At 39.7% G+C, this 21,826-nt stretch carries 17 protein-coding genes; 8 read left to right on the top strand and 9 right to left on the bottom strand.

The features are described 5' to 3' along the window. Nucleotide 1 precedes the first annotated feature (1 nt). Entirely contained in the window at nucleotides 2-1,942 is a 1,941-nt protein-coding gene (locus UABAM_RS30010; RefSeq protein WP_151971676.1) for a patatin-like phospholipase family protein, read from the bottom strand. A 166-nt stretch (nucleotides 1,943-2,108) separates the two neighbouring features. Here UABAM_RS30010 and UABAM_RS30005 point away from each other — a divergent pair, with 166 nt between their 5' ends. From UABAM_RS30005 to UABAM_RS29990, 4 genes are read left to right on the top strand one after another with little or no spacing between them, the layout of a single operon-like run. Continuing rightward, nucleotides 2,109-3,401 (top strand): N-acetylmuramoyl-L-alanine amidase family protein, encoded by a 1,293-nt coding sequence (locus tag UABAM_RS30005; protein ID WP_173013658.1) that lies wholly within the window; start codon nucleotides 2,109-2,111, stop codon nucleotides 3,399-3,401. 47 nt (nucleotides 3,402-3,448) lie between these two features. Further along, nucleotides 3,449-5,287: a carbamoyltransferase family protein gene (locus tag UABAM_RS30000; protein ID WP_151971674.1), complete on the top strand. Its 1,839-nt coding sequence runs from the start codon at nucleotides 3,449-3,451 to the stop codon at nucleotides 5,285-5,287. A gap of 2 nt (nucleotides 5,288-5,289) precedes the next feature. Continuing rightward, a complete protein-coding gene (locus UABAM_RS29995) occupies nucleotides 5,290-5,733 on the top strand; it encodes an SxtJ family membrane protein (protein WP_151971673.1) in 444 nt (147 codons plus the stop codon). 10 nt (nucleotides 5,734-5,743) lie between these two features. After that, nucleotides 5,744-5,941: a DUF5989 family protein gene (locus tag UABAM_RS29990; protein WP_151971672.1), complete on the top strand. Its 198-nt coding sequence runs from the start codon at nucleotides 5,744-5,746 to the stop codon at nucleotides 5,939-5,941. A 44-nt stretch (nucleotides 5,942-5,985) separates the two neighbouring features. Here the strand turns inward: UABAM_RS29990 and lpxA are convergent, their stop codons facing one another. Further along, nucleotides 5,986-6,780 (bottom strand): acyl-ACP--UDP-N-acetylglucosamine O-acyltransferase, encoded by a 795-nt coding sequence (gene lpxA / locus UABAM_RS29985; RefSeq protein WP_151971671.1) that lies wholly within the window; start codon nucleotides 6,778-6,780, stop codon nucleotides 5,986-5,988. Nucleotides 6,781-7,126: 346 nt separating this feature from the next. Here lpxA and selD point away from each other — a divergent pair, with 346 nt between their 5' ends. Together selD and UABAM_RS29975 are read left to right on the top strand one after the other, a co-directional pair. Then, nucleotides 7,127-8,176 carry a selenide, water dikinase SelD gene (selD, locus tag UABAM_RS29980; RefSeq protein WP_151971670.1) on the top strand — a complete coding sequence of 350 codons (1,050 nt, stop codon included), beginning with the start codon at nucleotides 7,127-7,129 and terminating at the stop codon, nucleotides 8,174-8,176. 105 nt (nucleotides 8,177-8,281) lie between these two features. Continuing rightward, a complete protein-coding gene (locus UABAM_RS29975; RefSeq protein WP_151971669.1) occupies nucleotides 8,282-8,617 on the top strand; it encodes a hypothetical protein in 336 nt (111 codons plus the stop codon). Here UABAM_RS29975 and UABAM_RS29970 read toward each other — a convergent pair. Genes UABAM_RS29970 through thpR form a run of 6 tightly spaced genes read right to left on the bottom strand, consistent with a single transcriptional unit; the run spans nucleotide 8,607 to nucleotide 18,315 of the window. Further along, nucleotides 8,607-10,352, bottom strand: coding sequence for a leucine-rich repeat domain-containing protein (locus UABAM_RS29970; protein ID WP_151971668.1), 1,746 nt, complete (start codon nucleotides 10,350-10,352; stop codon nucleotides 8,607-8,609). The genes UABAM_RS29975 and UABAM_RS29970 overlap by 11 nt on opposite strands. Beyond that, nucleotides 10,349-13,120, bottom strand: a complete 2,772-nt coding sequence (locus UABAM_RS29965) for a serine/threonine-protein kinase (protein ID WP_151971667.1) — start codon at nucleotides 13,118-13,120, stop codon at nucleotides 10,349-10,351. The genes UABAM_RS29970 and UABAM_RS29965 overlap by 4 nt, the downstream gene beginning before the upstream one ends. 45 nt (nucleotides 13,121-13,165) lie before the next feature. Beyond that, the gene (locus UABAM_RS29960; protein ID WP_151971666.1) at nucleotides 13,166-14,224 is read right to left on the bottom strand and encodes a type IV pilus twitching motility protein PilT; all 1,059 of its coding nucleotides are present in this window, start codon (nucleotides 14,222-14,224) and stop codon (nucleotides 13,166-13,168) included. A gap of 12 nt (nucleotides 14,225-14,236) precedes the next feature. Further along, nucleotides 14,237-15,679, bottom strand: coding sequence for a type IV pilus twitching motility protein PilT (locus UABAM_RS29955; protein WP_261343933.1), 1,443 nt, complete (start codon nucleotides 15,677-15,679; stop codon nucleotides 14,237-14,239). Nucleotides 15,680-15,702: 23 nt separating this feature from the next. After that, the gene (locus UABAM_RS29950; protein ID WP_151971665.1) at nucleotides 15,703-17,724 is read right to left on the bottom strand and encodes a hypothetical protein; all 2,022 of its coding nucleotides are present in this window, start codon (nucleotides 17,722-17,724) and stop codon (nucleotides 15,703-15,705) included. Nucleotides 17,725-17,736: 12 nt separating this feature from the next. Continuing rightward, nucleotides 17,737-18,315, bottom strand: a complete 579-nt coding sequence (gene thpR, locus UABAM_RS29945; protein ID WP_151971664.1) for an RNA 2',3'-cyclic phosphodiesterase — start codon at nucleotides 18,313-18,315, stop codon at nucleotides 17,737-17,739. Nucleotides 18,316-18,485: 170 nt separating this feature from the next. Here thpR and UABAM_RS29940 point away from each other — a divergent pair, with 170 nt between their 5' ends. Continuing rightward, the gene (locus UABAM_RS29940; RefSeq protein ID WP_173013657.1) at nucleotides 18,486-20,090 is read left to right on the top strand and encodes a M2 family metallopeptidase; all 1,605 of its coding nucleotides are present in this window, start codon (nucleotides 18,486-18,488) and stop codon (nucleotides 20,088-20,090) included. A gap of 82 nt (nucleotides 20,091-20,172) precedes the next feature. On the opposite strand, the gene UABAM_RS29935 is transcribed toward UABAM_RS29940, so the two are convergent. Further along, complete coding sequence (locus UABAM_RS29935; protein WP_151971662.1) at nucleotides 20,173-20,565, bottom strand: VOC family protein; 393 nt, start codon at nucleotides 20,563-20,565, stop codon at nucleotides 20,173-20,175. Nucleotides 20,566-20,608: 43 nt separating this feature from the next. Here UABAM_RS29935 and UABAM_RS29930 point away from each other — a divergent pair, with 43 nt between their 5' ends. Next, entirely contained in the window at nucleotides 20,609-21,796 is a 1,188-nt protein-coding gene (locus tag UABAM_RS29930; protein ID WP_151971661.1) for a MalY/PatB family protein, read from the top strand. Nucleotides 21,797-21,826: the final 30 nt, after the last annotated feature.

The following is a 21,826-nucleotide window of genomic DNA, read 5'->3' as shown; positions in this document are numbered from 1 at the left end:
CTCACTTTCCATTTAGGCTATTGTAAGCAAATGCTTTTGCACATTGCTTTTTGAGAACTTGTAGACTTTTATCGAAGGTTTTACTTGCTTCTTGATTTTTGACTAGTTGTATGTTGTCAATCGTTTTTTGAATCTTCTTTTGTAAAGATTGCGGAAGTGATAAACGACGAAAAGCCAATTGTAGTGGAGCGTAGTCCCCTACCCAAACTTTGGTATCGTTGTTGGCCAATTGTAGACGGCGCATAAATTCGAATATGTATAGTGTTGGGTTTTTGGCGATGTCTCTTCGGGTAAAATCTTCGATATTTTTGAATGAGTTTAGGTTGTCTTGTAGACTTTGATAGGCCTGACGTATTTCTTTTTGTTTCATGGCAAAAATTAACTGAGCGGCCTTTTGTACTACCGCTATTTGCCGTTTTGAGAGTGCAAAATTTGTCGGTAGTCCCTCTAACTCTTTCATGAAACTCTCTACATCAGAACCCACAGTTTCATTACACTGCTTGTTGAAGTTTCCCCACCATTCCTGTGATTTTTTAAACCATTCGTCTAAAAAGTGCTGTGTTGCTTGTAAATTAGTTGCGTGAATTCCACGATCTAATTGTTGTTGCAATTTGTCAAGCGTCTCCTGGCGTTGTTGTGGATTTTGTTGTGCTAGGTGCCAAATACCAATCAACTCTCCTAAGCTAAAACGTACAAACTTTAATGGTATACGTATTTCACCACTTAAATTGACCTGATCGCGCAAGAAGCGATCAAAGTAAATTTGCATGCGCTTCTCGTACACTTCTGTTGTGTGTAAAATCATATCGAGTTCTGAGGGAGAATCTACGCGTTCTTTTGCTGGTAGTGAGGCGTCGATTACAAAGACGAGTCCACCAAAAATGCGCATTTGTAAACCATTGTAGTAATTGTCTATCTTTTGCTTAAATAATTGCAAAACCGTTTCAATGCCGTGGTTGTCGTAAATTCCTCCGTCGCTTAAATGTAGATTGATACTTTGTTGTCCTTGGTAACCAGTAATGGTCACAGGTGGTAGACCAACGGGAAAAGCGCTTGAGGCAGCGACCGCGGTCGAAATAGGACAGTTTACACTACTTAATTGAAATTCATCCAAAGTGATTGCTGCGGTGGGGAATGGATCTAAATTGGTAAATAAGGATGGATAAATCTCTAACATATCATTAAAGTTAGATTTGGAAAGTGTGGTAAATACGAATTTTTTGCCGAGATTATATGAAGTGGAGTTTACTAACAATCGTGGGCGCAGAGCAAGATCACCCATTTTTTTGTTTTCCACAACGTAATCGTTCCACACCTTTTCCATTATATTGGTTCGATCGCGATGTGTTAGAGCAATTTCTCCAAAATAAAGAGGGTTTGCCAAATACTGATAGAGTTTGTGTTGGAAAGGAATTTGTAGCGATTTTTTGTATTTTTCCCAGCCAGCGGTAGATTCCCATGGCCTTTGTATGCATAGACTCGCGGCAGCAATACTACCACCAGAAACGCTACTGATGAAGTCAAAGGAGTTTAAGATGTTGGTGCTTTTTTTTGTTTTGTTTTGAAAAGCATTTTCCGGATCTTTAATATCGTTAATTGTATTTAACAAGTAAAGCGTTTCTCCTGCGAAAATCGCCGAGCGACTTCCTCCACCACTTACACAGCAGGCAACAAACATTTTTCCTGTAGAATCTATTTCAATGGCTTTTTCAATTTGTTGTGTGTCATAAGAGGTACTGGATTTTATGAAACCTGGGTCACCCAGTAGTGTAAAAATTCCCCAGGAGATAATACCGTACGCAACGACAGACAACAACATGACGGAAAAATAGAGGTTTACAATCAACATTGGTAACCATAAAACTACCCCCAAATAGTATTTGGGAGACGAAAATATTTTCTTCAGCCATTTAAAATAATTTTTCCAAATAAATATACGCATAACAATTCCTTTGTGAACTACGTAAGGTGCATTTTCTCTGAATATAATCCCAATAAACTCTGAGTAGTTAACATACTATAATCTAGCAAAAATGACTATTAAAAAGTTTTATTAGCATGCAATTTTGTGTATAATGGCGACATACTATTTTTCAAAGGGAGGTTTTATGAAAAATTTATTATGGATTGTTATCGCGACAACAACTATTTTTGCTCAAAGCATCTGTATTGATGCGGGACATGGTGGAAGTGATCCCGGAGCAGTTGGTTGGGGATTGCAAGAAAAAACTATCAATCTCGATGTTTCCCAACGTTTATACAACTTAATGAGACAAAGTGGTTGGAAAGCTTACCTTGTACGTAGTTCAGACAAGACTGTCAGTTTGTCAGGACGTACAAGCTATGCAAATAGTTTAGGAGTAAAGCGCTTTGTAAGTATTCACTGTAATGCATTTAATAAAAGCGCCAATGGTACAGAAACATTCGCTTATACAAAGGGAAGTAGTACATCTTTTTCTATGCGCAATAGCGTACACCCTCGCCTTGTTAGAGCAATGCGTACCAAAGACCGCGGAACAAAGACCGCTAATTTCTATGTAATAAAACATACGAATATGCCGGCTATTTTATGTGAATTAGCTTTCATTGACGAGAAAAGCGACTCTTCCAAACTAGGAGATTCTTATTATCGCCAAAAAGCTGCGGAAGCAATCCATGCAGGAATTGTTTCTACTCTTACCGCTCTAGATGAAGAAATTAGAACTTCTGACTCTTATATGGCTCCCAAATGGTCTCCAGATGGAACGGCGTTGTTGATAACACACCCAGGTTACAATGGTGTTCGTGTTATGAAAATGGATGATTACAGTATCCATAACGTTTCTTCTGCAAACACCTATAATGCCAAATGGATTTCTAGCCATGAAATCGTTTGCGGAGCAAAAGACGAAACAAAGCTATTAGATACTGTTACTGGTAAAACAGTAAGTACTTTTGCAGGGCTTGATATGCCAATCGCAGTTGTCAAAGACGGAACGCTAACTGTTGCAGAACATGTAATTTCATTGGAAAATGATGTTATTTTTAATGCAGTTGCTTCTCCTGATAACAAATTTGTTGCATATGAAAGCCTCAAAAATGGTATCCATGTAGTAAACGTCGAAAGTGGTAAATCTGTACGCATTGGGCAAGGTAATAATCCGGCCTGGATGCCTGACAGTACAGGGATCGTTTTTGATAGAGCATTAGATAATGGTCACGAAATTACACAAAGCAATATTTTTCTTGCGAGTGTTGATGGCCAAAATGTTGTAAATCTTACACAGAATCTATCTCTTATCGCGCAAAGACCTTCTGTTTCACCTGATGGACAGAAAATAGCCTTTGACGCACAAGGAAGTATTTTTATTGCTGCTTTTGCAGAGCAAAAAATACAACAAATTCTACAAGTTACAAAATAACTATCGTCCCCAGCGTATGCTGGGGAAATCATTTAGTAAGGTATGTAATGACTTATATACTAGGAATTTCTGGATACTATCACGACAGTGCCGCAGCGCTTATCAAAGATGGAGAAATTGTAGCTGCCGCACAAGAAGAAAGGTTTACCCGAAAAAAACACGATGAAGCGTTCCCAGAAAACGCCATCAAGTATTGTTTGTCTGAAGCGGGAATTGACGCCTCCAAGTTAGACGCCATAGGCTTTTATGATAAGCCCATCGTCAAATTCCACCGTTTGCTAGAAACATACTTCGCTTTTGCTCCTGCAGGATTTTTATCTTTTTGCAAGGCGATGCCTCTGTGGTTAGGGTTAAAACTTTTTATTCCACGCGAAATTCGCAAACATCTACCAAAGTTTCAAGGACCTATCCTTTACGCTGACCACCACGAAAGCCATGCTGCTTCCGCTTTTTTTCCTTCTCCATTTACTAGAGCAGCTATTCTAACTATCGATGGTGTGGGGGAATGGACAACCTCTTCTTTTGGTGTAGGGAACGGTAACAAGATTGAAATAACAAAACACCTGCGTTTCCCTCATTCTTTGGGACTATTGTACTCGGCATTTACATATTACACTGGTTTCAAGGTAAATTCTGGTGAGTATAAAGTAATGGGACTCGCTCCTTACGGAGATAAAGACAACGCAAAAAAATATGCGCAATTAATCTATGATAACATCATTGATTTAAAAGAAGATGGTAGCTTTCGTCTTAACCTAGACTATTTTAATTATTGCCAAGGTTTAACGATGACCAACAGTCGTTTTGCGAATCTATTTGGCGGTCCTCCGCGAAAAGCGGAAAAAGAAATCACCCAACGCGAGATGGATCTTGCCGCTGCTGTACAGGATGTTGTAGAAGAAGCGATGTTACGCATGGCAAGACACATACGCAAAGAGACAGGTGAAAAAAATCTGTGTATGGCGGGGGGTGTAGCACTTAACTGTGTCGGAAACGGTAAAATTATCAAAGAAGGTATCTTTGATAAATATTTCATTCAACCCGCAGCAGGTGACGCAGGAGGGGCTTTGGGAACCGCATTATTTTTATGGCACCAAATTCTCGACAAGAAACGCGAAGTTAATGAAAAAGACGATTTGCAAAAAGGGTCTCTTCTTGGCCCACAGTTTTCCGATCGCGAAGTACGGCGTTATTTAGACGGTATAGGCGCAAAGTACACAAGCTATGACAATTGGGATGATCAAATTGAGCGTCTTGTGGAGCTTTTGGAACAAGGTAAAGTGATTGGCTTTTTCGAAGGACGGATGGAATTTGGTCCTCGTGCTCTTGGTTCACGCTCCATTATTGGTGATGCGCGCAGCAAAAAGATGCAAAGCATTATGAATTTAAAAATCAAATTTCGTGAATCTTTTCGTCCTTTCGCTCCGATTGTTATGGAGGAGCATGCGCAAGAATATTTTGACCTCGTAGATCCTAGTCCGTATATGTTACGCGTGGGACATGTTGTCGAAAATAAGAGACGCAAGTTAACAGAAGAAGAGCAAAAGTTGTGGGGAATTGAAAAACTCAATATACCAAGATCAGATATTCCCGCCGTTACACATGTCGATTACAGTGCGCGTGTACAAACTGTGGATAAAGTTCGTCACCCAGTGCTGCACAAGCTCATGGCGAAGTTCCGTGAAAAAACGGGGTGTGCTGTTTTGGTGAACACTAGTTTTAATGTTCGTGGAGAACCGATCGTGTGCAACCCTAACGATGCTTTTCAGTGTTTTATCAATACCGGAATGGATGTTCTTGTTCTTGAGAAACAGATTCTACTTAAAGAAGAACAAACCGTGGAACAAAAAACTAAAGATTACTTAGCTCAGTTTGCATTGGATTAACAATGGATTTTCGTCACCCTAAAGAAATATGGAAAGATCCGCGTCAAGCGGTGGTAGATTTCGGTCGCATTTTTGGTATGGGAGTATTTGTCATTGGTGGAGTTTTGCAATGGCACAAAAGCGACTGGAGTTTATCTTTAGAAACATTTATTAACGAACCTAAATCTCTTATCCTATGGTGGATGGTTGCGGGTGTAGTCCTTACTCTATCAACTTTGACTTCGTGGCTCATGCGTCCTGTGTATTTTTTATGGATGCTATTGGGCCAATCTATAGGATGGGTAGTACAAAAAATAATATTAGGCGCTATTTTTTATTTACTGTTCACCCCTGTAGGTTTACTTTATCGCCGATGGTGTAATGTCATCACCAAAGGACCGGATAAAAAATTGGATAGTTATTGGGAAACAAAGGAAATAGTGAAGAACTATTATCGTCAGTATTAAGGAAATAAATATGGCGGAAGAAAAAAAAGAGGTTGGCTTTGAAGACAATCAAGATATGAATATTTTTCAAGAATTTTTTACTTTTCTTTGGCAAAATAAACTGTGGTGGATGATTCCTATCGCCATTGTTCTTGCATTGTTGATCGCCATTATTGCTCTTGGGGCTCAAGCAGGTAGTGGTGCTCCATTTATTTACACATTGTTTTAAAAATAACATTTTCCGCTCCGCAAAACTACGGGGCGGAACATATCTTACTCTTTTGTCTGCTTTACGGCAAAGCAAGTACCTCTCTTTGACTTTTCAACAAAAGAAACAAAGTGATCAACAAATTCTTTGCTTTCGCTAAAATCTTCTTCGTTAATCCCGTCTAACATTTTTTGTCGTGAACCTGTTTGTGTAAACAAGCTATACAATTTACGCAGATCGCGTATTTGTTGTTTGGAAAAACCAGCTCTTTTGAGTCCCACAATATTGACACCCCAGGTTTGATTGCGTTCACCTGCAATTAAAAAAGGAGGAACGTCCATGTTTATGCGACAATTACCCGATAAAATAGCCATTTTACCGATACGTACAAACTGGTGAACCATAGATCCACCGGATAAAATAGCGCCATCCTCAATTTCGACATATCCGGCAATACCAGACATATTTGCCATAATAACGTTATTACCCACTTGGCAATCGTGGGCAATGTGAGCACCACCCATAATCAAACAACCATTACCTATTTTTGTTGTGCTTTCTGGCTCTGTTCCTCGGTGAATGGTTACATATTCGCGGAAGGTATTGTTGTCTCCTACAACCAAGAAAGTCTTGCTATCTTTTTTAAATGCCTTGTCTTGTGGAAAGTGTCCAATAACAGCTCCCATGTGTATCTCATTATTATTACCAATTGTGGTATTCTCACCAATAAAGGCGTGTGGATAAATATGATTATTATCACCGATTACCGCGTTCCCCTCGATAATAACGTAGGGACCTATTTCATTTCCTTTTCCTATTTTCGCATTTTTATCTACGATAGCTGTTGGGTGAATGGCCATCTAAATTCCTTTATGTGCAAAATGTCGTTTTCTTTTAAACATAGACAATACTTAGGTTTCAGAGTGTAGCAGAATATATTATTCCCGTCAAGAACTTTTATAAGGCTAAGGCAAGGTAAAAGTAGTAGTTGTGGCAAAAATGTCTTTTTTTTTCGCTGAATTTTCGCTAAACTCGTAAATATTATGAGGAAGTTATAATTGTATGCGTAGGTCTATCGTTATTTTGAGGGACGGGCGGACACGGGTCTGCCCCTACAACGCACGGTGTTAAAGTTCGATTCTTTTATGTGCGTTTATGCTATAGTCACAACTGTATTTTATAAATAAAACAAAATTGAGGTGATAAATGGACAACACAGATATTCCACGATTGACGACTTTGTCTCATGGGGCAGGCTGAGCGTGTAAAATAGGGTCGAAAGACTTGACGGAGGTTCTCCGTTACTTACCTATTATCCAAGATCCCAATGTACTCGTCGCCGCAGAAACGGCCGATGATGGTGGTGTCTACAAAATTACCCCAGAAATCGCTTTGGTTGTTACTCTAGATTACTTTACACCGATTGTCGACGATCCTTACAGTTTTGGAATGATCGCAGCGGCAAATGCACTAAGTGATGTGTACGCTATGGGGGGAACACCGATTACCATGCTGAATATGATTGGTTTTCCTAAGAATACTTTGCCATTTTCTGTGTTGGGCGAAATTGTCAAAGGAGGAGCCGAAAAAGCTCAGGAGGCAGGAGTAAACATTATTGGGGGGCACTCTATTGACGACAGTGAACCCAAGTTTGGTTTTGTTGCCATTGGTACAATACATCCACAAAAAATATTACGTAACTCCACGGCACAAGTGGGAGATACTTTAGTACTGACTAAACCTTTGGGAACAGGCATTGTGAGTACGGCCATTAAACGGCAAAAGATTAGTGATGAGATGATCGCTAAGTCTGTGAACATCATGGCAACGCTGAATAAAGCGGCATCTGAAGCGATGCAAGAAGCCGGAGCGAATGCTTGTACAGATGTTACCGGATATGGTCTTCTTGGACACTTGAACGAAATGGTGAAAGGCAGTAAGGTGGCCGCAAAAATTTATTTAGACGCCATACCTTTCATTGACGGGGTGCGCGAACTTGCGGAAGATGGATTTATCCCTGGAGGAACGAGACGCAATTTAGAGGCAGTGATGAGCGATGTTAACTGGGAAGAAGATATCAACGCTATTTCGCAATTACTACTCGCCGACGCACAAACTTCGGGTGGCCTCCTCATTTCGGTGAACCAGGATCACCTTCCCAAACTACGCGAAGGTTTACAAAAACGTAACGTGTCATTTGCGGAAATAGGTGAAATCGTCGCGGGAAGTGATATTCATGTGATGAAGGGGAAATAAGTAGAGAGGTATGCTAGTTTGCGATGCCCCCACCGGGGGAGCCGAATACATGCATATGCAAGCCCTATGTCAGCATTTATAAACATAACTAAAATGGAGCAACAAATGAATAAGAAAATCATTAGTGCGATCGCAATAGTACTCGTGTGTGTGGCGAGTTTTTGTGTATATCAGCAAAATACATATGCGCAAAGTTCTCCGACTACTCTATCCACATTAGATGTGCTTGAGGAATTGGTGGGGCAGAAAATTATTTTGCGTAGTGGTAGCAAAAGACGACCGATGACATTCCATGCAATCGGTAGTCGTCCAGAAGTTGGAATAAATCTCGTTTTCATAAGTGGTATTGGGGAAACAATATACGTACCATTTTCGCAAATAAGAAGTGTGAGTATTTCTAGCGTAAAAATGGTGGCGGTGGCGGAAGGTGTTATTCACTAACTGTTGTCATATGAATATCTGTAGATTTTAGATTTTCCAATCCAGGTATTGTCTGTGTATTGGCATTATATAATGTCAATACGCGCAAATTTTGTAACTTTTTTAAACACGAAAAATCGACCTGAGAACAAAATTTAATCGATAAACACTGTAATTTTGTAAAACTTGTCAACGCCTCTATGTTACTCAGATTATGACACGCTTCTAACCGAAGCGTTTGTATACTGCTGTTTTCCCACAATCCACCCAAATCACTCATGGTACCTCCACGAATGGACAAAGTCGTCAAGTTTTCTAGTTCGGGTATGACACGAAAATATGCTTCGGTAGAGCCGCTTTCAATATGTAAGCTACGGATATGGCGCCACGCGTCAAAAATGCTGCGGTTAATAAAATGACAATGATGCAAATGTACGGCTATGATGCTGGTTGGTAGAGAAGAAAAATCATCTAGTGTGCAGTACCGTAAACGCAACTCACGCAAATTTTTGAGATTATCTATACCACAAACTCTTCCATCCACATCCAAACATTCTACATTCGCACTTTGTAGTACTTCTCGAATGTTGTTTTCACTTTCTAAATAAATTTTGTTCAGTCGCAAACTTCGCACATGTGATAATTTGCAAAAATCAAAGTTGTCTAACACATTGCTGCCAATATGTAGTTCTTTTAAGTTACTAAGTTGATCGGTGTTTTTGACTTGTGCAATCGAAGTACAATCTATGATATTGCAGTGCTCTATGGTTGATGGTAGAGATAATGTGTGATTTTTTTGCGCTTTACAATACTGTGTATCTAGATGACGTAAGTTGTGCAATTTGTTTAAAAAATCAAGATTGTCGAGGTTATGGCAATCTCTGAGTGTCAAATAGCGAAGTTTTTCGCAATCAATGTCGATGTTGCGTAATGCGGAGCAGCGTTCTAATTTGAGTGTTTTTAGATGTGGAAGATGTAAATGTAATTCATCTATTGCTATTGACGATACGTTTAGATATTCTAGTTTTGTAAGAAAAAGAAAAAAAGAAGTTTCTGCATTATGAATACCTCTCACATTACTACAGTCGAGGAATTTTAGATTGTGTAAATTTTTCAAAACATCTACATCGCCAGCAAAATTTCCACCGCTAATATCTAAATAAGACAAACGCGGCATACTGCTAAAAATGTCATAATTACAAAATGGAACGTTTTTAAGAGAGAGCCTTTCCAAATTTTTTAGGATGTGCAACTGTGGCGAAAATAAATTCACCGAATTTAGATTCAGCTCTGTAATTTGCGGTGCGTATTGTACCCAATTTTGATCTACCCAATAGCACTCTTTCAAATTGAGAAATCGCAGACTATCAAGATTTTCAATGCCATTTAACATGCGTAAATCACTACATCCCGAAACATCCAGTTCGATGAGATTTTGCAATTCGACAATATTCGAAGGAAGAGATGTTATCTGTGGATCGTAGATTCTTAGCCTCTCAACATGTGGTAGCATAAAACACCATTCCGGTATTTGTTTATCGCCCAAAAATTGGATCCTAACGCCTACCGTTCCTGAAAAACTACAGTTTTCAAAAGTGCAATTTTTCATATTGCCAATCGTCATATCTCCACGGAAACTGCAATTGTAAAAATGTACGTTTTCCCAATACTGTGTGACATTTTTATCGAGATAAAATATATGTCCGCGGTAGGTCTCGTTATTGTGGATGACTTGTGTTTGTTGTATGTGTTTCATTCGTATTGCTTCAACATTCGCGCATACTCACGCAATTGTTCGCTCTCGGCAAAAGAAACATTTTCCAGGCGCAATATGCGATACGCGTATTCTAAGACTTTTTTGGCTTGCGCGTATTTTTGTCGTTTTATATAGCGGGCAATAGTACGGTTACAATCTTTAACAGATAAAGGAAAGGTGTAATAATCAGGGTCTACTTTTTCACGTAAGCCATTTATAAAACCCGACACCGAAAGCAATTGCGTGTTTTTTACATTGCGCATCACTTTTAAAGCGTCTTCGCGCAATTGTTGGTCTTTAAATTTGCGTGCTAAGATGTAGTTCTCACAGCTAAAGATAAGATCGTGCTGTGCTAAAACATTTTGTTGTTTGTATTGCTCAAATAGGTCGTAAATTTTTTGTAATGCTTCATCGGTACGTGAGAAAACAATGCCTTGCAAAAACGCATTGGGAAATTTTTGTAGCAGTTGTTGTATGTCTTGGTATCTCTTGTGGATAATCGCATGGCGTATGATATCTGTAGAAAAGGTTTCGATATCTGGGCTGCTGATCATGTCCGCATAAGAAATGTTGGCATTTTGATAGTTTAAAACAAGGGGTAATATTTCGGTGCGCTCGTCGCGTTTTGCGTTGGCGGCGATATAGCGATTTAACAAATAAAGAAGGCTTTGCAACTGTTTGATAAAAGGGTTTTTTTGTATCAGTGGTTGTTGGGTTAGATAGGAAAAGTACCAGTTTACATGTAAAGAGAATTTCATTTGTTCACGTAGAGGCATTTGACGAATGAGTTCAGCCCACGGAAAACCAGGAAAAATTTGTGGACGTAGTAATGTCGCCTGTATGGTGTGCTGTGCCATTTGAGTTGGTGTTTTTGCGGAGAATTGCGCTTTATACACGTGGCTAAAGTGCCACTCAGGTACGATAGAGTATAGGTAGTCGACATATCTTTTGCGTAAATTTCCATTTGTGCCTAGAATGCATTGGTAGAGAGTACCCTTTATCTGAGCTGTGCTGTTGCTCCCGTAAATTGTGCGATCGATCTTTTGTAAATCGGGAAAATTTCCCAAGAAAAATTGTGTGGGAAGGTATGACGGATACATTTGGGTGAAGCTCTTTATATCTCTTTTTATCGCAGTTAGATCATCTTGCATTTCAAATTTTAGCGATAAAAGCATGTTGCAAATAAAAAGACTTTGCTGTTGTAAATTGCGTTTTAAAACTCTTCTTTCTATGCCCGTGATAAATTCTTTTCTTTTTTCTACATTCAAGTCTACCATATCGTACGAAACTTTTTTGATGAGTTGAAAAACATCGGGAAAAATAGAAGACTGTAGTTGTGGTGCGACGACATAATGTTGCCATTTACCTCTCTTCTTAAACCCCTTTAAAATGGTAATATCCCAAAGTAAGTTGTATATTTGTTTTTCTCGCACAACTAAAGGAGAAGGCGTCCAATTTTTTAGAATTTCGAAGCTCTTTTTACGCGTGCGCATTGCGATCAGCAAACAGGGGTGATCAAGTTCTGTAAAGAGCTCTGCAAATTTAAAGCGAAAATGTTCGGCATACCAAGTGGCAATGTTGAACTCACCACTGCATAACAATAAACGCACCGCATAAAACATTCCAAGAGGTTGAGTGTTATCGTCTAAAAATTTCCCCGCGATTTTCTTTGTGTCATTGTCCCATTTTTGCAAATAAAAATTGCTGATAAGTTTTTCGATATCGCTGTTTTTGGACGATGTAAAAAATTTTTTGTCTCTCATCGCGTCTAGTTGATGAATCGTATTATTGAAATGCAGCACCGAGTTTGTGTTTGCTTGTTGAATGTATGAAGCAAGTGTTGGCGAAGAGGACGATGTATTCCAAAAGAGCAGTGCTCCCAAAAGTAATACGGTGGGCAACACCCATAATAATATGTTGCGTGAATTTTTTTCTTTTGGCAGGTGTCGTCGTGGGGGGCGGCGTTCCATCATGTCTAGTAACTTTTGTGCCGACACAATGCGCTGTTGCGGATCTTTTTGCAAAGCTTGGGTGATCACGTCGGAAATATATTTTTGATGCGCGGTCGGATTTGGGAGCATAGATACCAAAGGCGGTGGATCAAAATTTACCACTTTATTAAAAGTAGATACGGTGTGCCCCGCATAAAACGGAGAGTGTTCACTCCAGGAAAAGAATTGATAAAAAACAACACCCAATAAAAATACATCGAGATTTTCTTGGGGTTCAATCTGATCGTCAATCTGTTCTGGGCTCATATATTGTGGTGTGCCGATGATATTGTTGGCTTTAGTGATGGTTTGCAGTTGTCCACTTGTGGACTTTGCAATTCCCAAATCGAGTAGCTTGGGCTGCATATCTGGGGTTAGCATTATATTTGTTGGCTTGATATCGCGATGAATAACTTTGTTTTCGTTGAGTACAGCCACTGCACGGCATATTCCTCGGGCAATTTCTAGCTGTTTGTGAAATGGGATCGAATGAGGGGACTTGGTGATTACATCGTGAAGCGTTACACCTTCAATATATTCTAGAACCAAGAAATAACGTTTTTGGGAGTGAAAAAAATCAATGGCTTTCACCAAGTTGTCGTGATGCAACTGTTGTAGAAAATAGTATTCGCGCTTTAAGCGTTCCGCATCTTGTACAATACACTCTTTGACAGCCACAGATTGCCTTGTCAATTGGTCGTAAGCCAAAAAAACACGACCCATTCCACCATGACCGATTATTTTTTGTAAGGTATACCGATTATTTATTTGCTGCATTTTGCTCCGGCAATGTGCGCAGCAAGTACTGCGCACATTTGCTTCTTATGCTAAGGCGTACTGTGAAAAACGCGTTTTATCTGTTGCTTTGAGATAAGCTTCTTCACCTGAGATTTTACCGTTGTTGAGCTCTTTTTGAATGGCATCATCCATGAGTTGCATGCCCATGCCTTTTCCTCCTTGGATGATATTGCGAATGTTACCGATATTCCCTTCGCGTATCGACGAAGCGAGAGCCGTTGTGCCAATAAGAATTTCATTGCACGCAACACGACCCTTTTTGTCTTTTGTCTTTAAAAGAAGTTGTGCGCAAACACCTTTTAAACAATCGCTCAACATTGTGCGAATTTGTGCTTGTTGATCGGCTGGGAAAGCGTCGATGATACGGTCAACGGTTTTTATCGCTGAATTGGTGTGTAGTGTTCCAAATACCAATGTTCCCGAGGCCGCTGCTGTGACGGCAAGAGAAATGGTTTCATAGTCACGCATCTCTCCTACGAGAATAACATCGCAGTCTTGGCGCAAGCCGTTCTTTAAACCATCGGCGAATGAGTTGGTGTCAATCCCCACTTCGCGCTGGCAAATAATGGATCTTTTGTTGGGATGCACGAATTCAATAGGCTCTTCAATCGTAATGATATGTCGTGCGGTTTTTGCGTTAATCTCATTGATCATCGCCGACAAAGTGGTCGATTTACCAGATCCAGTGGGACCAGTGACAAGTACAAGTCCCGAGTTCATGTAGCAAAAACTGCGTAGAACTTTGGGAAGATTCAAATCGTCTAGTGATTTTATTTCGGAAGGAATGACGCGAAACACAGCCCCCATACCATTTTCTTGGAAGAAATAATTGGCACGAAAACGCGCCTTATCTCCCAGGCCGTAGGCAAAGTCTAAATCTTTTACTTCGATAAAATGTTGCCAACGATCTGCGCTGCAAATTTCCTGTAGATATTGTTCCATGTGTTGTCGTGTAAGAACAGGGTGATCTAGATTGCTAATACGTCCATGAGCTCTTACTTTAGGTGGTTGCCCTTCACTTAAGTGTAAATCAGATGCGTCTTTGTTTAACATTACTTCAAACAAACTGTCAATTTTAGCCATAACCAGTCCTTCCTAAAAGTCTTTTTTCGGTGCCCACTCTTGAAATCTACTCTTATCAACCGCAGCATAATATGCTACTTGACCATCAATTACGCCATCTTTTACCAATTGGTATAGTGAATGATCCAATGTTACCATGCCTTGCTTTTTCCCCATTTGCATTACCGAACCCAACTGGAACAACTTGCGTTCACGTATGAGATTTGCCACCGCGTTGGTATTAAACATAATCTCTAAAGCAAGAGCACGTCCGCTACCATCTTTACGCGGTATTAACTGTTGGCAAATAATGCCTTTGATGGATTCTGAGATCATTGTACGCACTTGGCTTTGTTGGTCGGGAGGAAATACATCAATAATTTGTTCAATTGTCCGTCCTGCTGAAGTGGTGTGTAGCGTACCAAATACCAAGTGCCCTGTTTCCGAAGCACTGATCGCGAGAGAAGTTGTTTCTAGATCGCGTAATTCCCCAATCATAATTACGTCGGGATCTTCACGAAGTGCGGCACGTAGAGCCGCGGAAAAACTTGCGGTATGCTTGCCAACTTGACGTTGATTGATATGTGAAGTTTTAGGAGAGAACACATATTCGACAGGGTCTTCTATTGTAATAATATGATCTTCGCGCTGTTGGTTAATTAGGTCAACTAAACTGGCCAAAGTGGTGGTTTTTCCACTTCCCTTAGGCCCGGTAACGAGAACAAGTCCTTGGTGGTATTCGACAAGGCGCTTTAAATTTTCGGGAAGTCCCAGTTCTTCGCAGGTCGGTGGGGTTCTACGGATAATACGAAAGGCGCCATTCCACCCCGTACGTTGTTTTACGATACAGGCACGATAGCGATTTCCCTGTTGGTCTATATAGCTAAAGTCGAGACCTTTTTTTTCTTGAATTTGTTGCTGTTGTTCCGGAGTCAGTGCCGAAAATAAAAGTTGATGTGCTTTTTCGGCAGAAAAGATGCTTCCCCCTAGTTCTATGAGACTTCCGTGTAAACGCATCAGTGGTTTACAGTCTGTATTTAGGTGTATATCCGAGGCGTTCTTTCCGCGTGCATGAAGCAAGTATTCTTCCAAGGAAGAGAATGAGCCACCACTGTGACTAACACTAATTTGCGGTTGAGGAGCAGGACTTGGAGCTGGTGCAGGAGTAGGTGTGGGAGCTGGTGTATGAGTAGGTGCTCCGCCACCATGAAAATCATCGAGAAAAGCGGGACCTGCGTTTATTGGAGAACTTTCTTGAGGCTGATTGACACTTTTCTTCTTAAGACGCTTCTTTTCATAGAGCTTTAAAATAGATTTCGCTTGTTCTTTGCTAATGAACTTTACATGGACGATAACCTGAATAAGGCTTTTTCCCGGGTTCGCCTCTAGTATTTTTTTGGCCTTTTGTAGTTGTTTTTCGGTGGCAAACTCATTGCGAAGCACTACTTTTTCAACAAATTTATCTTGTTCGGTCAATGTTTCTCCCCTAATATTAGCACCTAATTATCGGCAAATACTTTGCTTAATTGACGTGCTCTTTCTTCGTTAATACTGTCTTCTATCAAAACGGCAATTTGATAATGTAGATTATTTGGAAGCACAATTTTTGTTCGTGCGGCATCACGATAAAACATAGATATTGTATTGCTTAACTCGTATCCTGTCAATGTTGATCCATCACTTGTCAAGTTTACGCTACCATATACCCTCAGTAAGTCGATAAGAGGTCGACGTAAACTTAAGACTTTTTCACTGGTCAATGTCATTAATTCTTCATAAAAATTTTGTAAATTTTTTTCTTTTTTCTTATGCTGTTGCGAATGTTTTTCAATGATGAGTTCTTTCAATTCAAGCGAAACATCTTCACCATGAAATTCATGCTCCACAACTTTGCGGATATCCCCTTCGCTACTTTCTATTTTGCGCAAAATAGCGAGCAAGTCATCAGGCGAATATCCGAAAACCTTGATTTTCGCACCTTCGAATTGCGAATTTTGTAGTAGTTGTAATAATTTTTTCCACTTGCGTTCCATCGAAATATTTTGTGAAAGAAAAGTTTCCATTTTGTAATCGACATCGTTTTGTAACTTACGACTGATAATGCGGATGGCGTGATTGCGCAAATTATTTGGGGTAAAATTAAGGCTAATTTCCAAGTCGCGGAACGATATTTTTTTCCCTCCGCGCAAGAAAGTGACCACCAACTGAAAAATCGTAGAAGCCATCTTTTCCGTTTCTGGTATTTCCTTCAATTGTTTTAGGCATTGGAAAAACTGATATGTTGATTGCGCTTTGCGCATAGCATCCCAAATCTTGTTTGTTACAGGGCTTTCAAAAAGTGATACATAAAGTGCTTTTTTGATATTCGCTTCGGTATTCCCCAAGAACTTGTTAGCGATTGTTTCGAAATCTTTGCCCTTGTCGACACCATGGCATATTTGCTTTATGCTATCAATAATGTGTAGATCAAATTCTTCGATATATGTTTTATTCTTCAAAGGATACTGCGCCATCAATTCATAAAGATCATGGCGATCGTAACATGATTCTATCGCGCGACGAAATTGAGTTTTATGTCGTGTCAGTAAATCTTTTAAGATAGTAAGGAAGTATTCATAGAATACCGCATTGATTTTTTTATCGGTGGTGATATTGGCGGCTTGTTTTAACAAATCGATGCCTGAGTTACCGTAGTTGATGACCACCATTAAGTTGCGCGGTTTTTCGACAAGTTTTTGGTGAGTCAAGAGCGCATGTTTCACACGCATTAAAGCATACTTCTCCTCTTTGTCTTTTAAATGGCGCATAAATCCTTCGATAAATTTCAGTAGATGCGGATATGGCTTTTCCGGTAGTTCTTTGCGCAATGCCTTTGCAAAAGCCTTACAATTTATGGGATTCACCTGCCACTTTTTCAATACTTTCCAGTCGTTTTCAATTTGCAAAGATTTTTCTTTTTGAATTTCGGCGATGGAACGACGCGTATTGGTACTGGGGGTTAAATAATCAATTTTTTCCTGTTTTGTCTTTTGCAATCGCCGTGAGCGTTTTTTGGTTGCGTGTTTCTCGGTTGTGGGTTTGTCTTTTTTTTGCGTCACCACTACGGTATTGTCACGCACACTGTTTTCCGCTTGATTTTCTTGTACTTCAGGTTTGGGAGGATTACGCATAATAAAGTCGTTGCGCGACAAATTATCAAAAGACAAAACCTTGAGTAAAATTTCTACTGATGGTTGAAAAGCAACATCTGGAAAGCATTGTAAACGCTCTTGTACACAGTTAAGACGCTGTTTTTTAGAAAATGCATACAGACGCTTTGCAATAAAACGTTTTACCGACAATTCTATTTCTTCTTCGTAGAATTCTGCTTCTTTTAGCAAAAAACTTTTTGCTGGCGAATCGCCGAGTGTTTGCGCAATCGAAACTAGATGATTCATATATTGGAGAATTGGATAACAACTGTGTGGAAAATTTTCCAGGTAGGTTTCGAGGGTTTGCATACATTTTACACAATCGGACATGTAAATCTCCTACTATATATGAACCTTTGCCAATGGCTGGTAAACTACTTTTTTACTTTTTCCGTTGCGAATAAATTGGCTTTCATATAAAGTTAAGGCTTCTATTTGGCACTTTGTGGTGTAAGACTTTTCATGGGCGCGAAATACCGGAAAAAAGTTTTCAGGAAGTTCTTTGATTCGTCCAAGTGTTATATGAGGATTAAACCCGGAATACTTGGTTTCTTTGGCGAAGCCCAAATCCTCAAGTTTATTTTCTAAGTCGTCATATGTTCCTTGTAATAAGTCTTTTGCACCGTCAATTCCAAGCCACAGTACACGTGGTTTTCTCTTTCCGGGAAAAATTCCCAACTCTTTGAGTTCGATTTCCTGCGGAGTTTTATCGACAACAACAGATTTCATTATTTCCGTGATTTTTGGGATTAACATTTGATCTGTATCTCCCAGAAATTTTACGGTAACATGAAAACTCTGCTTTTCTACCCACTTAATACCTTGAGGCATTTGGTTGCGTAGGACACTTTGCAATTGTGCTATTTTGTTTTTTACTTCATCATGAAAAGGAAAAGCAATAAACATTCTTTTGCTACTCATGCTTTATACACCTGAATAAAGAAACTTGATTCACGATATTGAAAATGCTATTATGCGAAATGCTTTCATCTCTCGAAGACGTGTCTAAAAAGAACACGCCCTATTATCTACATGATAACAAAATCTAAAGCGTACGTCTATCTATGTTTGAAATCCCTTGGAGGAAAAATATGGAACAAAAACTACAACAATTTATAGAGAAATACGTCGACAGCGTTCGACCGCTTTTAAAAGAGCTGTACACGCTGCATTGGGAATACGATACTACAGGAGATAGTTCTCTTGTGGAACGCAAAATAGAAATAGAAAAGCAGTACAAGCAAATAGTTGCCAATAAAGAGTCTCTTGGGCAGTTACAAGAATTCAAAAAGTCGGGGATGATTCACGATACCGTCCTACAACGCCAGCTAGATTGTCTACTAAATGAGTTTGGTATGAGTCAGGGAGAACCTGAAAACATCAAGCGCATTATTCAACTAGAATCTGAAATAAATACAAGCTACAACCAGTATCGTGGTAAAATAGACGAACGCGAGCTAAACGACAATGAAATAAAAAAAATGTTGCACGATGAACTCGATTTAGAGATGAGAAAGAAAGCATGGGAAGCAAGTAAGCAAATTGGTCAAGAGGTAGCGCAAAAAGTCATTGAAGTGGTAAAACTACGCAATGAAAATGCGCAAAAAGCAGGATATTCCGATTACTATACTATGGCTCTAAGCCACAAAGACCTTGATGAAGAGAAAATGTTTTATACTTTAAATCGCCTCGCGGAGTTGAGCGACGAACCTTTTCGTAAACTCAAGGCCAAAATGGATGAAGAGTTATCACAAAAATTTGGTATCGCTGTAGAGGATATGCGTCCATGGCACTATGCAGACCCATTTTTTCAACAGCCACCTCCGCATAAAACTCTTGATGTGGATCAATTTTATCAAGATATCGACATTGAGCAGTTGATGATCGACACATACGACAGTATTGACATGGATATCCGCGACATTCTCGAAAGGTCAGATCTATATCCTAAAGACAAAAAATGTCAACACGCTTACTGTACTTTCATTGATCGCGAAGCAAAAGATGTACGTATACTATGCAATATTGCTCCTACAGAGCAGTGGACAAGTACTACGTTGCACGAATTCGGTCACGCGGTGTATGACAAATATATCGATTCTGATTTACCGTATATACTCATTGACACGCCACACACTCTGTCCACAGAAGCGATTGCAATGATGATGGACACGCTGTCAAAAAATCCCAAATGGCTAACTGATTTCGTCAAAATAGATGCGGAAAAAGTAACTCCTATACACGATGAGCTCATCCAAGAAGAACGTCTAACGCAATTTGTGTTTATTCGTTGGGGACTCGTAATGGTCAATTTCGAGAGAGAGCTATACAAAAATCCCGACCAAGATTTAAATAAACTGTGGTGGGATTATGTAGAAAAATACCAATGCGTAACGCGTCCGGAAAACCGTGATAAACCTGATTGGGCTTCCAAGATTCACTTAGCGTTGTGTCCGGTATATTATCAAAACTACATATACGGAGAATTGGTATCTGCACAACTACAAGATCACATCAAAAAGGAAGTCGGAAATGGTGAGTTATTTGGCAATAAAGATTTAGGGACATACCTAAAAGATAAATATTTTGCCAGCGGTGCCAAGTACGATTGGAATGAAACACTAAAAAATGCCACTGGAGCTAAGTTAGATCCTAAGCATTTTGTGGAGCATTCTCTAGGTATACCGTTGACATAAGATTTTGCAAAAAATTTATGTTAACGTAGGGCGGTTTCGTACCGCCCTCTGTCCTAAAACACGTCCTGGTGAATTACGTGTCCTATTTACGCTGTATCAAATCCCACAAATTGCCATACAAATCGGCAAAAACAGCGACCGTACCATAAGGTTCTTCTTTTGGCTCACGAACAAAGGTAATTCCCTTGGCACGCATGTCATTGTAATCACGCCAAAAATCATCGCTATGCAAAAACAAAAATACACGTCCACCTGTTTGATTGCCAATAAAATTTTCTTGCTGTGGTGTCGAGGCTCGTGCCAAAAGTAACGTAGCTTCGCTCGATCCTGGAGGGGCAATGACCACCCAACGTTTATCCTGTGCTGGTTGATAGGTGTCTTCGACAATGGTAAAATGTAGTTTATTGGTATAAAAATCCAAAGCCTCATCGTAATCTCTTACGACAAGAGCAATATGTAGAATAGATTGTTTCATTTGCATACTTTCTGTGTAATGGATGATGCCCCTAGGAGCTATTATGAAGGATAAATTTTCTTTTGATGACAGCATCAATCGCCGCGTTGTACCAGCGCTGAAAACTCACCCTAAAATATTAAAAGACAGTAGTAAAAATTTATTTGCCGCTGGTGTTGCCGATATGGATTTTCGGGTATCCCCTGTAATTCTAAGTGCATTACAAAAACGTTTAGATCATGGAGTTTTTGGATACGAAATGTTAGCAGATGGTTTGCTACCGGCATTAATACAGTGGTTACACCACCACCATAAATGGGTGGTAAAAAAAGAACACATTTTGCGCTCGCCAAATATTTTAAATGCGCTGGCGATAGCTGCGTCTTTGTTTACAGAGCCTGGAGATGGAGTGATTGTTCAGCCTCCAGTTTTTTTTGATTTTTTTGATATACTACGCGAGAACAATCGCAACTTAATTACAAACCCTCTGATTTTACGGGATGGCTGTTATTATATAGATTTTGACGATCTAGAGCAAAAAGCCGCTGTTCCCAGCACCAAGATGATATATTTATGTAATCCACATAACCCTGTCGGTCGTGTTTGGACTGAACAAGAGTTGCAACAACTAGGTGATATTTGCGCAAAACATAATGTTCTCGTCGTTTCTGATGAGATGCATGGAGATTTAGCTTTTCGTGGGCATACATATATTCCCTTTGCATCCATGGGGGAAAAATACGATGCGAATTGTATTACTTGCCTATCTCCTGCAAAAACTTTCAACATCGCTTCTTGTTGTTGTGCCTTTACAGTGATCTCTGACGACAACAAACGCAAGGCTTTTCAAGTGGAAAATAGTCGTTTAACCGTGAATAAGAACAATGCTTTTGCGAATGTGGCGATGGAGGCCGCGTATAAAGATGGCGAAGAATGGCTAAAAGAGGCTCTTTTTTATTTGGAGAAAAACGTAAACTTGACCAGAGAATATCTCAAGGATATTCGAGGAGTTACATTGATTGAACCACAAGGCACATTTTTGTTGTGGGTAGATTTTCGAGAGCTAGGCTTTTCTACAAGTGATCTGACAACTTTTTTGAGAAATCAGGCCAAGTGGGCGGTGACAAGAGGTGAAGCTTTTGGAGAAGAAGGTGCAGGTTTTATGCGTGTAAACATTGCCTGCACACATGCTACCTTGGAGTCGGCGCTTGACCGATTAAAAAACGCCATGAATCGTTTATATTCACGATGATTGTTAGTGCCATTGACTTAAGGAAACTCG

Source organism: Candidatus Uabimicrobium amorphum, assembly GCF_009002475.1.
Classification (GTDB): domain Bacteria; phylum Planctomycetota; class Uabimicrobiia; order Uabimicrobiales; family Uabimicrobiaceae; genus Uabimicrobium; species Uabimicrobium amorphum.
The sequence above is the reverse complement of the archived record's forward strand: the minus strand, read 5'-3'. Positions and strand labels throughout refer to the sequence as shown.